At 71.8% G+C, this 15,412-nt stretch carries 10 protein-coding genes; 4 read left to right on the forward strand and 6 right to left on the reverse strand.

All coding sequences use genetic code 11. The features are described 5' to 3' along the window. Window positions 1-30 precede the first annotated feature (30 nt). The 4 genes from R4Z63_RS30490 to R4Z63_RS30505 all read left to right on the forward strand — a co-directional run bounded on the left by R4Z63_RS30490 (window position 31) and on the right by R4Z63_RS30505 (window position 6,857). Complete coding sequence (locus R4Z63_RS30490; protein ID WP_491522614.1) at window positions 31-1,434, forward strand: family 2 encapsulin nanocompartment cargo protein terpene cyclase; 1,404 nt, start codon at window positions 31-33, stop codon at window positions 1,432-1,434. 2 nt (window positions 1,435-1,436) lie between these two features. Further along, window positions 1,437-2,333 carry a geranyl diphosphate 2-C-methyltransferase gene (locus tag R4Z63_RS30495; protein WP_384455557.1) on the forward strand — a complete coding sequence of 299 codons (897 nt, stop codon included), beginning with the start codon at window positions 1,437-1,439 and terminating at the stop codon, window positions 2,331-2,333. Between the two features lie 220 nt (window positions 2,334-2,553). After that, the gene (locus R4Z63_RS30500) at window positions 2,554-3,492 is read left to right on the forward strand and encodes an NAD-dependent epimerase/dehydratase family protein (protein ID WP_384455560.1); all 939 of its coding nucleotides are present in this window, start codon (window positions 2,554-2,556) and stop codon (window positions 3,490-3,492) included. Beyond that, window positions 3,489-6,857 (forward strand): aminotransferase class I/II-fold pyridoxal phosphate-dependent enzyme, encoded by a 3,369-nt coding sequence (locus R4Z63_RS30505; protein WP_384455563.1) that lies wholly within the window; start codon window positions 3,489-3,491, stop codon window positions 6,855-6,857. Before R4Z63_RS30500 ends, R4Z63_RS30505 begins: the two co-directional genes overlap by 4 nt. A gap of 10 nt (window positions 6,858-6,867) precedes the next feature. Here the strand turns inward: R4Z63_RS30505 and R4Z63_RS30510 are convergent, their stop codons facing one another. The 6 genes from R4Z63_RS30510 to R4Z63_RS30535 all read right to left on the reverse strand — a co-directional run bounded on the left by R4Z63_RS30510 (window position 6,868) and on the right by R4Z63_RS30535 (window position 15,388). Further along, window positions 6,868-7,449: a toxin gene (locus R4Z63_RS30510; RefSeq protein ID WP_037917096.1), complete on the reverse strand. Its 582-nt coding sequence runs from the start codon at window positions 7,447-7,449 to the stop codon at window positions 6,868-6,870. Continuing rightward, window positions 7,446-7,898: a helix-turn-helix domain-containing protein gene (locus R4Z63_RS30515; RefSeq protein WP_037917099.1), complete on the reverse strand. Its 453-nt coding sequence runs from the start codon at window positions 7,896-7,898 to the stop codon at window positions 7,446-7,448. Before R4Z63_RS30515 ends, R4Z63_RS30510 begins: the two co-directional genes overlap by 4 nt. A gap of 300 nt (window positions 7,899-8,198) precedes the next feature. Next, a complete protein-coding gene (locus R4Z63_RS30520) occupies window positions 8,199-9,350 on the reverse strand; it encodes an MAB_1171c family putative transporter (protein ID WP_384455568.1) in 1,152 nt (383 codons plus the stop codon). Between the two features lies 1 nt (window position 9,351). After that, on the reverse strand, window positions 9,352-10,074 hold the full coding sequence (locus R4Z63_RS30525) for a TetR-like C-terminal domain-containing protein (RefSeq protein WP_384455571.1): 723 nt from the start codon (window positions 10,072-10,074) through the stop codon (window positions 9,352-9,354). Window positions 10,075-10,260: 186 nt separating this feature from the next. After that, window positions 10,261-12,816, reverse strand: a complete 2,556-nt coding sequence (locus R4Z63_RS30530) for a galactose oxidase family protein (RefSeq protein WP_384455574.1) — start codon at window positions 12,814-12,816, stop codon at window positions 10,261-10,263. A gap of 187 nt (window positions 12,817-13,003) precedes the next feature. Beyond that, entirely contained in the window at window positions 13,004-15,388 is a 2,385-nt protein-coding gene (locus R4Z63_RS30535) for an ATP-binding cassette domain-containing protein (protein WP_384455577.1), read from the reverse strand. Window positions 15,389-15,412: the final 24 nt, after the last annotated feature.

Here is a 15,412-nt window from a genome sequence, read left to right on the forward strand (position 1 = left end):
CCGCCCACCCCCATCACCTAGGAGCCACGGATGCCCGTTCCCGGGCCTTCCCCTGCGCAGTCGAGCCTGCCTGCCGCCGCGGCCCGCTTCGGGACCCACGGTCACGGCCGGGGCGCCGACCCCGTCACCGGAGGCAAGCCCGCGCTGCCGACCGGGCCGCCGCTGCCCTTCGGGCCGGCGACCCGGCCTTCCCACCCGGTTGCCGTCCCCGTTGCCGTTCCCGGGCCCGTGCCCGTACCCGACGAAGGAACCACTGAAGGACCGGGGGGCGACCTGGTCGCCGCGCCGGTGCGGGAGGCCGCCGCCGCGCCGGCAACACCGAACCCCGCCCTGGAGCGGATCATGCGCGGTCCCAGCGGTGTGGGTACGGCGGGGCTGTTCTTCACGCCGCGCCCGGCACCGACCGCCACCCCGCCTGCGGTGGCCGACGTGCCCGCTCCGCGGCCCGCCGCGGAGGGCACGCCGGTCCCCGGCCTCTACCACCACCAGGTCCCGGAACCCGACCCCGTCCGGGTCGAGGAGGTCAGCCGCCGGATCAAGCGCTGGGCCGTGGACGAGGTCGAGGCCTACCCGCCGGAGTGGGAGGACCAGTTCGACGGCTTCTCCGTGGGCCGTTACATGGTCGCCTGCCACCCGGACGCCCCGACCGTCGACCACCTCATGATCGCCACCCGGCTGATGGTCGCCGAGAACGTGGTCGACGACTGCTACTGCGAGGACCACGGTGGATCGCCCGTCGGACTAGGAGGAAGGCTTCTGCTGGCGCACACCGCTCTGGACCCGGTCCACACGACCGCGGAGTACCAGCCGGCCTGGGCGCAATCGCTCCTCTCGGACGCCCCGCGGCGCTCCTACCGCTCGGCCATGGAGTACTTCACCCGGGCGGCGACCCCGTCGCAGGCCGACCGGTACCGGCACGACATGGCCCGGCTGCACCTGGGGTACCTCGCCGAGGCCGCATGGGCCGAGACGAAGTACGTCCCCGAGGTGTCCGAGTACCTGGCGATGCGCCAGTTCAACAACTTCCGCCCCTGTCCCACCATCACCGACACCGTGGGCGGCTACGAACTCCCGGCCGATCTCCACGCCATGCCCGCCACGCAGCGGGTGATCGCGCTCGCCGGCAACGCCACCACCCTCGCCAACGACCTGTACTCCTACACCAAGGAACTCGAAAGCCCCGGCCTGCACCTGAACCTGCCGGTGGTCATCGCAGCACGGGAGGGCCTTTCCGACAAGGAGGCCTACCTGAAGGCGGTGGAGGTCCACAACGAACTCATGCACGCCTTCGAAGCCGCGGCCGCGGAACTGGCCGCCTCCTGCCCCGATCCACGCATGCTGCGCTTCCTGCGGGGCGTGGCCGCCTGGGTCGACGGCAACCACTACTGGCACCAGACCAACACCTACCGCTACAGCCTGCCCGATTTCTGGTAAGGATGGATCCCTCTGTGACTAGCACCGATTTCACCGTTGCAGCCCCCACTTCCGCCTTCATTCCCTCCCCGGCGACGCCCTACCAGGGCGACATCGCCCGCTACTGGGACCACGAGGCGCGGCCGGTGAACCTCCGCCTCGGAGATGTCGACGGTCTCTACCACCACCACTACGGCATCGGTGACATCGACCAGGCGGCCCTCGGGGACTCCGGCGACAGCGCATACGAGAAGAAGCTGATCGCCGAGCTCCACCGCCTGGAGTCCGCGCAGGCGGACGTCCTGCTGAACCACCTGGGCGCCATCGGCCGCGACGACACGCTCGTGGACGCCGGCTGCGGCCGCGGCGGTTCGATGGTCATGGCCCACCAGCGTTTCGGATGCAAGGTCGAGGGCGTCACCCTGTCGGCCAAGCAGGCCGACTTCGCCAACCAGCGCGCCCGCGAGCTGGGTATCGAGGACTCCGTCCACGCCCGCGTCTGCAACATGCTCAACACGCCGTTCGAGACGGGACAGGCCGCCGCCTCCTGGAACAACGAGTCCAGCATGTACGTCGACCTGCACGACCTGTTCGCCGAGCACTCCCGCGTCCTCGCGGTCGGCGGTCGCTACGTGACCATCACCGGTTGCTGGAACCCGCGTTACGGCCAGCCTTCGAAGTGGGTCTCCCAGATCAATGCCCACTTCGAGTGCAACATCCACTCCCGCCGTGAGTACATGCGGGCCATGGCCGACAACCGTCTCGTGCCGCAGGTCGTGATCGACCTGACCCCCGAGACCCTGCCGTACTGGGAGCTGCGCGCCACGTCGTCTCTGGTCACGGGCATCGAGGAGGCGTTCATCAACTCCTACAGGGACGGCTCCTTCCAATACGTGCTGATCGCCGCCGATCGCGTCTGACGTCGAACGGGGACGGCCGGGCCCGTGACGACGGGTCCGGCCCGGCACGACGGGTCGGGTCCTGGCCAACCGCGTCCGGCGGATCCCGGGCGCCGTCGGTCCGGGCCCGCAGCGGCGCCTTGCCGATCCCGTACCTGCTCCGGACCCGTCCCGGTCCGGGACCGTCCGGTACCGGCCAAACTCGGAAGAGATCGATCCGGACTCGCGCTAGGGTGCGCGCGTGAGTCTTCATGTGGTCGTGGGTTTCGGACCCGCAGGCGCCGCCACCGCCCGTTTGCTGGCAGAGCAGGGACATTCCGTACGCGTCGTCACCAGGTCGGGCAGAAGCCCGGAACCGGGGCTCGAACACGTCGCGTTCGACGCGGCGGACCGGGAGCGGCTGATCGCCGCCGCACGGGGCGCGACGGCGATCCACCACTGCGCCGCACCCCCCTACCACCGCTGGGTGCGCGCATGGCCGCCGCTCGTCGCGTCGGTCTGCGCCGCGGCCGAGGCCACCGGTGCCGTCCTGGTCATGCTGGGCAACCTCTACGGCTACGGGCCGGTGGACGGCCCCCTGACCGAGGAACTCCCGCTCGTCGCGACCGGCCCCAAGGGCCGGGTCCGCGCCGCCGCGTGGGAACAGGTGCGGACCCTGCACGAGCAGGGCCGCATCAGGGCGGTCGAGGTGCGGGCCAGCGACTTCTTCGGCCCGGGCGTCACCACCGGGGGCCACCTCGCCGGACGGGTCGTACCGGCGCTGCTGCGCGGCAAGCCGGTCGCCACGCTGGGAGATCCGGACGCCCCGCACAGCTGGACCTACCTTCCCGACGTGGCCGCGGCGATGGCCGAGGTCGCGGGTGAGGAGCGGGCCTGGGGGCGTCCCTGGCACATTCCCACCGAACCTCCCCGGTCCGTACGGGAGATGGCCGACCGGCTCGCCGCGGAATCGGGGAGCGGGCCGGCGGTGGTGCGCAGGATCCCGTCGGCCGCACTGTCGCTTGCGGGGCTCTTCTCGCCGCTCATGCGTGAACTGGGAGAGATCCGCTACCAGTTCGACCGCCCCTTCGTGGTTGATGCGACTGCCTACGAGGAGGCTTTCGCGGTGCGGGCCACCCCCGTCGGCGAACAGGTCACGGCCACCCTCGACTGGTGGCGTGCGCGATCGGCCGCCCGATGACCTCCGTGACGGCGGCGCGGAGCCCGGGGGAGGGGCACGCGGCGATAGCAGTCGTGGGAATGGCCTGCCGGTTCCCGGGAGCCCGGAACCTGAACGAGTACTGGCGGCTTCTGACGGACCCGCGACCGCAGTTCTCCACCATCCCCGACACGCGCTGGCGCAGTGCGGCCTTTCTCAGCGGCGACTTCCGCGACACGTCGTCCACCTACACCGACACCATGGCCGTGCTGCCGGACGTGGGCCACTTCGACGCGGCGCACTACGGCATCCCGCCGCGCCGGGCCGCGGCGATGGATCCCCAGCACCGGCTGCTGATCGACCTGACCCGTGAGGCGGTCCAGGACGCGGGCTGGGAGGCCGACGGCTTCGACCGCGAAGAGACCTCGGTGATCACCGCCCTCACCGAGAGCGGCTACCGCGAGCTGAGCACCATGCGGATACGGATGCGCCAGCTGGCCGGAGGCGAGTTCGGGGCGAGGGCGACGGACCCCGGGACGGAGGCTGTACGCGCTGTCCAAGGTCTGCACGGCACCTCCGTGGCTGGGCTCCTCCTCAACATGGGGCCCAACACGATCAGCTCGGTCTTCGACCTGCACGGCGAGAGCTACGCCCTGGACTCCGCCTGCTCCGGCGGGCTCATGGCCGTCGCCAACGCGGTCCACGCGCTGCGCGCGGGCCGGTCCCGCATCGCGATCGCAGGTGGCGCCCAGCTGGTCCTCACCCCGGACCTGCTGGTGGGACTGTGCCGGATCGGTGCCATCTCGCGCAGCGGCAGATGCCTGCCCTTCGGTACCGACGCAGACGGATTCGTCCTCGGGGAGGGCGCCGGGGTGCTGGTGCTGCGGCCACTGGCCGACGCCCTGTCGGCCGGCGACCGGGTCTACGCGGTGATCCGCGGTGTGGGGACGGCCAACGACGGGACCGTCCAGGGCGGCATGCACCCGCAGGCGGGCGGCCAGCTCAGGGCCCTGCGCCGGGCCTACCGCGACGCGGGCCTGCCCCCGGGCGAGGTGGGCTACCTGGAGGCGCACGGCACCGGGACGACCGTCGGGGACCCCGTCGAGCTCGCGGTCCTGCGCGAACTGCGCGGTGAGGCCGCGGCCCCCGCCCACCTCGGCGCGGTGAAGGCGGTCGTCGGGCACTCGCTCAACTCGGCGGGCCTGGCCGGACTGATCAAGTCGGTCCTGGCCGTGCAGCGGGGGGTGATCCCGCCGCAGCCGGACTTCGCCCTCGCCGACACCACCGTCCTCGACGACGCTCGACTGACCGTCGCGACGGCACCGGTCGCGTGGCCCGGGAGCGACCTGCCCCGCCGGGCCGGGGTGAGCGCCTTCGGCTTCGGCGGCACCGGCGTCCACCTGGTTCTGGAGGGGCACGCTGGGCCGGCGGTCCGCCCGGTGCCACCCGAGGGGCCCCGCGAACTGGTCCTCACCGCGCGCGACCGGGCCGGACTGGCCCGGTACGCCAGGGACGTGGCGAGGTCGCTCACCGAGGACCGGCCGCCGCTGGCCCAGGTCGCGGACACCCTGGCCCGGCGGGCACCCCTGCAGGAGCACCTCGCGCTGTCGGCCCGGGACCCCGCCGATGCCGCCGCCCGGCTGATCGCGGCGGCCGCGGCGCTGGAGGCCGGACGCGCTGTGGAGCCCGGGCCCGCGCCGATGCCCGCCGAAGCCTCCGCGGCCCGGCGCACACCCCCGTGCACCCTGCCTCCCAGTCCGCTCGCACCCCGCCGCCACTGGGTCGTGGACGACGCGGCGCGCGCGCTGGACACCCCGGCGGAGCCTGCCGGGTCCCCGCCGGCGGTGGGCGCGGCCGCCGAGCCGGCCGTGGCGGCGCCGTCCCGGGCGCCGGCTCCGTCCCCCGCGCCCCGCGAGGACGCCGTGTCCATCGTGTTCGAGGAGGTGTCGCGGACCGGGGTGTTCCCCCGCGAGGACCTCGGCGAGGACATGGCGCTGGTGGCCGGCCTCGGGTTCGACTCCCTCATGCTCCAGGAACTGGCGGTCAACATCGCCAGGCGCGCGCCCGGACTCCGCACCGAGGACCTGTTCGCGCCCGAACTCACCGTCGGTGCCCTGATCGCGCTGATCGATCCGGGCCGCGCCCGGCCGGCGGCTTCCGGCGGCCCCTCCCGCGAGGCGCCGGCCGAGTGGCGCCGAGATTCCACCACTGTCGACGACTTCCCGGAGGTCTCCCTCTTCGAGGAGCGCCTGGCCTCGGTCACCGCCGGCGGGTCCGGCTTCCCGTACTTCCGCGTCCACGAGGGCACCGTCCGCGACACCACGGTGATCGGCGACCGCTCGTACCTCTCCTTCGGCTCCTACAACTACCTGGGGATGTCGGGCCATCCGGCGGTCAACGAAGCCGCGCACCGGGCCGTGGAACGGTACGGGACCTCCGTCTCCGCGAGCCGTCCGCTCTCGGGTGAACGGGAGCTGACGGTCCGTCTCGAACGCTCCCTGGCCGCCTTCCTCGGCGTCGGGGACTGCCTCACCCTGGTCAGCGGCCATGCCACCAACGTCACCGCGATCGGGCACCTCGTCGGGGCCGGGGACCTCGTCCTGCACGACGCGCTGGCCCACGACAGCATCCTCCAGGGATGCGCCCTGTCCGGGGCGGCGCGCAGACCCTTCGCCCACAACGACCGCGGCGACCTGGAACACCTCCTGAGAGTCAACCGGTCCCGTTTCCGACGGGTGCTGATCGTGGTGGAGGGTGCCTACAGCATGGACGGCGACCTGGCGGACCTGCCCGCGTTCATCGAGCTGAAGAAGCGCTACGGCGCCCTGCTGATGGTCGACGAGGCGCACAGCATGGGCACCGTCGGCGAGCGCGGCCGCGGCGTGGGCGAGTTCTTCGGCGTGGACCGCTCCGACGTGGACGTGTGGATGGGCACCCTCTCCAAGTCCTTGGCCAGTTGCGGCGGTTACCTGGGTGGATCGGCCCGTATGGTCCGCTGGCTGCGGCACACCCTTCCAGGCTTCGTCTACAGCGTGGGCCTGACCCCGGCGAACGCGGCCGCCGCACTGGCCGCCCTCGAATTGATCGCCGCGGAACCGCACCGGGTGCGCACCCTGAGGGCGAACGCCGAGCTGTTCCTCGGACTGGCCGCGGCGGCCGGCCTGCCGACCGGCGCCAGCGCGGACACCCCCATCGTCCCGGTCGTCCTCGGCGGCTCGGCGCGGACCCTGCACGTCGCGGACCGGCTGTTCGCCCGCGGGGTCATCGCCGATCCGATCTTCCATCCCGCCGTGGAGGAGGGACAGGCGAGGCTCCGGTTCTTCCTCACGTCCGAACACCGCCGGGACGACATCCGCCGGGCGGTCGCCGTGCTGGCCGAGGAGGTGGCGGCGAGCGCCGCGGTGTGACCGGGCCACGTCAGAACAAGGTGCGTTCGATGCGGTGGAGCATGGCACTCGTGCCGGGATCGCCGGCGGCTTCCGCCTCCCCGGCGGAGGCCGTCCGATCCCGTCCTTCGCCGGTGGCGCCCATCCGCTGGGAGAGCAGGTAGGCGATGATCTCCGCCTCCTGCTCCTGCACGTCGTCGTAGGCGGCCCGCAGGAGCATGTCGCGTACGAGTTCGGGGTCGAGGTTGGGGAAGAGCAGACGGGCGGCCGTCTCGTCCAGCCCGCCGGCCCCGCGATGGCAGCAGATGATGTGGCCCAGCTCGTGCAAGATGATGTGCTCCTGATGCGCGCTGGTGGTGTTGGCGTCGTAGAAGATGAGGTCCTCGTCGCGGGCGGCGACCCACATGCCGCACGGATGCGTCGCAGGCATCTGCATCGGGACCAGGAGGATGGGGCGGCCCCGTGCCTCACCGAGGTGGCGGCACAGCTCGGCCACGTCGGTCGCCTTCGGCAGGTCGAGTTCGGCGATCCGCTGCGCACCGGCCTTCCGGAGCTTCTTGAGGCGGCTGCGGCGATCCTGGTCCGCCGACCGCTCCTTCCTGGCGCCCCTCATTCGGGGCCGGACGGGTCGTCGACCGGCGGCAGGCCCTGCAACTGCCGGTACTGGTCCATGATGGCCGTGATGGCCTGGAGGTTCTCCTTCTTCATCCCGGCCGCCCGCATCGCCACCGCCCGGACCCCGGACTGCCGCAGCGCCTCGATCGCGGCGACCTCGCTGAGGACGGACTCGGCCACCTTGTCGTCGAAGAAGTAGGCGACCGATACGCCGAAGAAGCGGGCGAGGGCGGCCAGGAGGTCGGGCGAGGGATTGGAGCGCTTGCCGGTCCGCAGCTGCGACAGATACACACCCCCGGCCTTGAGTTCGGGGTTGGCCCGCTTCAGTTCCTCCGCCACCTCGGCGTTGGTCCAGTGCCTGCCCTTTGGGCGAACCGTCTTGAACAGGTCGTCGAGACGCACTGCGAGCAGGGGCCGGTCATCGCCCCCGGTCTCGGTCTCCGTCATGGTGAACCTTCCTCCCGTCACCTCCTCGGCATAGCCCGTGGCTATACGTCAGTTTCCCAGAATAGCGGTCAGTTGACAATTGGCCGGGACTCCGCCAACGTTGGGTCTCGCCGATAGCTGTCAGCTAACGCGACTCACGGGGGAAACGGGGTCGGGTTGCTGCGGAGAATCGGACTGGCCCGGCCCTCGGGGGATGGGCCGGGCCAGTCCGGGCGGAAGCCACCCGTCCGGCCCGATGAAACACGGGGGAACGGGAGTGCCCGCCCGGTTTGACGGGGGATGCAAACCGGGCGGGAGCTCTCAACTCGCCTTACTGAGCTTACTGTAGGCGGCGGCAACCTGGGTGAGCCAGGCGACTTCCGCCACGAAGTTGTCCGTGTCGCGGTCGTCGAAGTCGCCCGCGTCCTTGCTGTGATCGGGGACCGTCCCGGTCCGCTTGGCCTGAAGGGCCTGCCTGATCTGCGCCGCTTCCGCGAACGCCTGTCGCAGCTCCTCGCCCGCCTCCCCGTTCGCCCCGTCGGCGGTGTTCGTCTCCCGGTCGATGTACGGGCGCAAGTCCCGCCACCCGTCACGGATTTCGACCACCCGGCGGTGCAGCCGGTAGTTGAGGTCGGAGACAGACGCCCCCGGGGGTTCCAGCGCGATGTCCGGCGAGGACTCGTAGAGGTCCCGCCACAGCGGATGCAGCGCCCGGTAGGCGCGGTAGCTGCGGGCCCACTCCTTGAGCCGGGAAACGGGCGGCCCCCACAAGGAGTTGATCAGACTGAGCGAGAGGATCACGATGCCCGTCGCGCTGAAGACGTTCGAGGCGAGCTTCCAGGCGCCGATGTCCACCCCGGTCGCCGCGGTCAGGATGTTGACCGTACGGGCCGTGCAGTACAGGAACAGCACCACGGCGGCGACGGAGAGCATCCGCAGCGCCTGCCGCAGCGAGGCGTTGTCCGTCATCCGCGCGTACGGGCCGCACTGCCGGTAGATCGTCACGCACGGCACCGCCTGGGACACGACGAAGACCAGGAGGTAGGTGAGCAGCAGCGGCCTGCTGGTCCCGTCGAAGTCGGAGGTGGGCCGTCCGGGTCCGTCCGCCAGGAAGAACAGGGCCGTCAGCAGCACGTCGAGGACGATGCCGGTGACGAGCCAGTACCGTGTCCCACGGGCCGCGGCCTCGTCCGTGGCAGCCCATCGCAGCAGGATGATCTGCGCCGCGACGCAGAAGGCCACGGCGGCCAGGTGCATGATGAGGATGGCCAGGTTGCCGACGCCCAGGAAGCTTCCACCACCCATGGCGACGGCTCCCATGGTGAAGGTGAGGCACTGCAGCAGCAGGGTGGCGATCAGTGCCCGGTAGGCGCCGTCCCGCCAGCTGCGCCGGGCCTGGGACAGGCGGTAGAAGAGCGCGGCGTAGGAGGAGAGCGCCGCTGTCGCGAAGCAGAGGGTCCGGATGGCGTTCACGTCAGCGGTCGCCCTCGCCCACCGGGACCTCAAGTCCGACGGTCTCGGCCGCCACCGCGACGGCGTGGTCGAAATAGGCGGCCTCGTCGAGGACGCTGTCGTGCGTACGGCTGAAGACCTGGAACACCAGCAGGCCGATCAGGCTGCTCCACAGCACGATGCCGCGCTCGACGACGTCCGCGAAGGGGGCCTCGGGCGCACCGCCGAAGAGCTCCAGGGCCTCCGGTCGCAGCAGCCCGCCCGGCAGCGTCCGGCGGGGCGGGACGAGTTCGCCGGCCGCCAGTGCGGATCGCAGGATGCCGGCGAGCACCGCGGGGGTGCGCGCGGCGGGCGGGACGGTGTCCTGCGGGGCGTGGTAGCCCGGCACGGGCGAGCCGTAGATCAGGGTGAACTCGGCGGGGTGGGCGAAGGACCACTGCCGCAGTGCCCGGGCCGCCGCGAGGAGCCGGGCGCCCCCCGTGGCACCGGCGTCCGCGGCGGCCCGGTCGGCCCGCTCCATCGCGGAACCGGACGCGTCGTAGGCGTCGATGACGAGCGTGGTCAGCAGGTCGTCCCGGTGCGGGAAGACCGCTTGCACATCGGCGACGGCGAGACCGCTCTCGCGGGCTACGCCGTCCAGGGACAGGCCCGACGCCCCCAGTTCGGCCAGTTGCCGGCGTGCGGCGTGCTTGACCACCGCGGCCGGAGCCACGTCGTCGCTCGGATGGGTTGTGGAAACGTCCATGCCGGAACCGTACCCGTGGACGACCGTGCGAGGAGCCCGGTCACCCGAACACCCGTGCCCCCCGCCGTGATTCGGCCACGGAGGGGGGCACGGAAGGCCGGTACGCGTCCCCCGTCCCGGCCTCGGTGCGTGGGCCGGTCACCGGCGGCGGTGGGCGGAGTCGGACCTCCGCCACCGCCCACCGGTTCAGGAGACGGTGACGAACCGGCCGATGCTCGGCACCCCTTGGGCGTCGAGGGCGAACAGCATGTACGTCCCCGGCAGCACCACACCGGTGTCCGCAGGGATGGATACCGTGTACGAGCCCGCCCCCGCCGGCGTGGACACGAGCGGTACCCGCCGCTGGTCGTTGTCGGTGGAGTGGGTCGCGGCCGAGGCCCGCATCAGGACGAAGGAGGCCACGGACGACTCGGTGCTCACCGTCAGCTGCGTGCCGGGCGACGTCCGGGGAGGCACGCCCCCGGTGATCACCGGCCGCGGCTTCGGCGAACCGTCGGCGTTCAGCAGGTAGGGCGGAGTGAAGACGGCTCCGTCGGGGTGGTTGGTGGCGCAGTCGCCGCACAGGCCGCCGCCGCCGGAGAAGACCCGGCCGTCGGGCAGCAGGTTGGACACGCTGTGGTAGTTGCGCGGGACGGCCATGGAGGCCAGCGGGGTGAACCTGCCGGTCGCCGGATCCCAGAGCTCGGGCGTCAGGACCGAGGTCGCATCGCTGAACGGCACCGGATAGGCCTGGCCGCCGAAGACCGCCACCTTGCCGTCGGGCAGCACGACGCTGTTGCCGAACGCACGGGGGTGCTCCATGTCCCCGGTGCGTGCCGCCTGGACCTGGCTGCCCGAGATGCCCACGGTGTACGCCCGCCGCGTGGCGGGGGAGTCCTGGTAGGCCGGAGAACCGCCCAGCGTGACCAGTTTGCCGATGTCGTACGGAACGGCGTTGCCGGTCATGGCGTCCTGGCTGTCGGCCCGGGTGCCGGCCGGCGTGATGCTGCCCTGGCCGCTGGTGGAGATCCAGTTCATCTGCTTGCTCGGGCCGACCTGGAGCACCTTGCCGCCCGAAACGGCGTGCAGCCACATGTGGTTGTCGGCGCGGTACGGCCCGGCCGGATCGGCCGTCAGCGCCGGGGAGGCGGGAACGCCGGGAAGCCTCCGCCAGGTGCGGGTGTCGGGCGACCAGACCTCACCGGCCTTGTCGGTGCTCGCGTTCCCGCTCCAGGAGCCGCCGAGGACGAAGGCCTCGCCGGTGGAGAGCAGTGTCATGGCCTGGTAGCCGCGGGCGATGTTCATGCTGGTGGTCGCGGACCAGGAGTCGGAGGCCGGGTCGTAGATGCTGGCCTTCTCCGCGTTGCTGCCGCCCGTGACCAGCACCCGGCCGTCGGCCAGCATCGCTATGCCGGGGCAGAACATGTCGTGGCCGGTGTTGTCGATGCGGCGCTGGGTGACCCTGCCCGTCTTCAGGTCCAAGATCGCCGTCTGGGTGTAGCCGTTGCTGCCGCCGAAGCGGTCGACGGCGTACGCGGACCAGGCGAGCAGCTTGTCCCCGGGCAGGGCGGCGGTGGCCACCGGGACCAGGGGGAAGCCGATGATCCGGCCCCAGGAACCGTGTACGGCGGGGTTGGCGGGCCCGCTCAGGCGTATCTCCGCCGCCGAGGTCCAGGGACCCCGGCCGCCCGCCTCGGCGGTCACGGTGAGACGTACGTACCGGGCCTGCTCGGCACGGATGAAGGTGGCGGTCTTGACGGTGTCGTCGTCCCGCCAGGTGCCGGATGCCACCGCGGCGCCGAAGGAGGTGCCGTCGGTACTGGTCGCCACGGTGTACGAGCCGGCACGCCCGTTGGGGCCGTCGGCGCGGGGCTGGTAGACGAGGGCGGAGACGACCGCGGTGCGGTGCATGTCGATGGTGATGCTGTGCGGCAGGGGCGCGGGGGTGCCGGTCCACTTGCTGTGCCAGATGGTGGTGGCGTTCCCGTCGAGGACGTTGGCGGCGCGGCCGTTCTCGCCGGTGGTCTCCTCGTCGCTCGCGCTCGCCGTCCACCCGGCCCGGGACAGGTCGACGGTGGCTTCGGGGGTGCCCGGGTCGCCCAGCAGGTTGATTTCCGCGGCCGAGGTCCAGGGCCCGCGGTTGCCCGCCTCGGTCGTCGCCGTCAGTCGTACGAACCGGGTGCCCGTCGGGGCGAAGCCGAGGGTCTTGGTGGTGGCGTCGTCCGCGAGCGTGCCGGTGGCGACGGGGGTGCCCCAGTTCTGGCCGTCGGCGCTCACGCTGATGCCGTACTCGCCGACGCGCCCGTTCGGCCCGTTCGCACGCGGCCGATAGACGAGGGCGGAGACGACCGCGGTGCGGTGCATGTCGATGGTGATGCTGTGCGGCAGGGGCGCGGGGGTGCCGGTCCACTTGCTGTGCCAGATGGTGGTGGCGTCGCCGTCGAGGACGTTGGCGGCGCGGCCGTTCTCGCCGGTGGTCTCCTCGTCGCTCGCGCTCGCCGTCCACCCGGCCCGGTCGAGGACGGGGGCGGTGGGCTCCATGGCGTTCGCCGGCGCGACGCCGTGGTGCGGCGACTGCACCGCCGCCTGCTGGTCGGTGGGCACGGGCGCGGCCCGCGGCCCCGGTGCGCGGCCGGCCGCTGCGGTGCTCGTGACGCCGAGCCAGGGCGTCAGGCCGATCAGCAGGGAGCCGAGGGCGAAGGCTATGAGCAGGTGGGAGCGGCGTAACGGGCCGGGGAGCGCGAAGGAGCGCCTGGGCTGCAATCTGACCTCCTGGGGCGAACTGATGTGCCCCGTAGAAGATAGTCAGATAGCGCGCAACTCGTCCGGGAACAGCCAGAGTTGGCGGGAACCGTGTGCCGGACCCAGCCCCGCACCCGGCCCGGCCGCACCGCACCCGGCCGGATCGGCCGCGGGGTCCGCGGCGGTGGGGCCGCGGACCCCGCGGCCGTCAGGCGCCGACGTAGGCCGCCAGGTGCTCCCCGGTGAGGGTGGACCGGTCGGCGACGAGGTCGGCGGGTGTGCCCTCGAAGACGATCCGCCCGCCGTCGTGGCCGGCGCCGGGCCCGAGGTCGACGATCCAGTCGGCGTGCGCCATGACCGCCTGGTGGTGCTCGATGACGATGACCGACTTGCCCGAGTCCACGAGCCGGTCGAGTAGGCCGAGGAGCTGTTCGACGTCGGCGAGGTGGAGTCCCGTGGTCGGCTCGTCGAGGATGTAGACCCCGCCCTTCCCGGACATGTGCGTGGCCAGCTTCAGGCGCTGCCGCTCGCCGCCGGACAGCGTCGTGAGGGGCTGGCCGAGGCTGATGTAGCCCAGCCCGACGTCGGAGAGCCGGCCGAGGATGCGGTGCGCTGCCGGGGTGGCCGCCTCACCGGATCCGAAGAACTCCAGGGCCTCGGTCACCGACATCGCCAGCACCTCGCTGATGTCGCGACCGCCCAACCGGTGTTGGAGAACCGACGCCTGGAACCGCTTGCCCTCGCAGTCCTCGCAGGTGACCGCCACACCCGCCATCATCGCCAGGTCGGTGTAGACGACTCCCGCGCCGTTGCAGGTGGGGCAGGCCCCCTCCGAGTTGGCGCTGAACAGCGCCGGCTTGACCCCGTGCGCCTTGGCGAAGGCCTTGCGGATCGGGTCGAGCAGCCCTGTGTACGTCGCCGGGTTGCTGCGCCTGGAGCCTCGGATCGCACCCTGGTCGATCGACACAACGCCCTCGCCGGCCGGGATCGAACCGTGGATCAGCGAGCTCTTCCCGGAGCCGGCAACCCCGGTGATGACGGTGAGCACGCCCAGCGGGATGTCGACGTCGACGTCGCGCAGGTTGTGCGTCGCGGCGCCGCGGATCTCCAGCCGGCCGGTGGGTTCGCGTACCGCGGGTTTCAGGGCCGCGCGGTCGTCGAGGTGCCGTCCGGTGATGGTGCCGCTCGTGCGCAGTCCGTCGACGGTCCCCTCGAAGCAGACGGTGCCGCCCGCTGTCCCGGCGCCGGGACCGAGGTCGACGACATGATCGGCGATCGCGATCGTCTCCGGCTTGTGTTCCACCACGAGCACCGTGTTGCCCTTGTCGCGCAGCCGCAGCAGCAGGCCGTTCATGCGCTGGATGTCGTGCGGGTGCAGACCGGTGGTGGGTTCGTCGAAGACGTAGGTGGTGTCGGTGAGCGAGGACCCCAGGTGGCGGATCATCTTGACGCGCTGCGCCTCGCCGCCGCTGAGGGTGCCTGCGGGGCGGTCGAGGGAGAGGTAGCCGAGCCCGATCCCGACGAACGATTCGAGGGTGTGGTGGAGGGAGCCGAGCAGTGGTGCCACCGAGGGCTCGTCGAGGGAGTCGACCCATGCGGCCAGGTCGCTGATCTGCATCGCGCACGCGTCGGCGATGCTCACGTCCTTGATCTTCGACGACCGGGCCGTCTCGGTGAGCCGGGTGCCGTCGCAGTCGGGGCAGGTCGTGAAGGTGACCGCACGGTCCACGAACTCCCGGATATGCGGCTGCATCGACTCCCGGTCCTTGGCGAGCATCGACTTCCGGATGCGGGGGATGAGCCCCTCGTAGGTCATGTTGATGCCCGCGATCTTCATCCGGACCGGTTCGCGGTGGAGGAAGTCGTGCAGCTCCCTCTTGGTGTAGCGGCGGATCGGCTTGTCGGCGTCGTAGAGGCCCGACTCGCTGTACAGCCGGTAGCTCCAGCCGCCCGGCTTGTACCCGGGGACGGTGAGGGCGCCGTCGTTGAGCGATTTGGAGTCGTCGTAGAGCTGGGTGAGGTCCAGGTCGGTGACCGAGCCGCGGCCCTCGCAGCGCGGGCACATGCCGCCGGTGATGCTGAAGGACCGGCGCTCCTTCACGGTCCGGCCGTCGCGCTCCACGGTGACCGCACCCGCACCGCTGATGGAGGCGACGTTGAACGAGAACGCCTTGGGTGAGCCGACGTGAGGGCTGCCGAGCCGGCTGAACAGGATGCGCAGCATCGCGTTGGCGTCGGTCGCGGTGCCGACCGTCGAGCGGGGGTCGCCGCCCATCCGCTGCTGGTCGACGATGATCGCCGTGGTCAGCCCGTCGAGCACGTCGACCTCGGGCCGGGCCGGCGTCGGCATGAACCCCTGGACGAAGGCGCTGTACGTCTCGTTGATCAGCCGCTGCGACTCCGCGGCGATCGTGTCGAAGACCAGCGAGCTCTTGCCGGATCCGGAGACCCCGGTGAACACCGTCAGTCGGCGTTTCGGGATCTCGATGCTCACGTCCTTGAGGTTGTTCACACGGGCGCCGTGCACCCGGATCAGGTCGTGGCTGTCGGCAGCGTGCCGGGCGGGGGGCGGCGTGGTGTTCCGCGTGGCCATGCGCGAGGTGTCTCCGTCCATGGG

The organism is Streptomyces sp. PL-29, assembly GCF_058344425.1.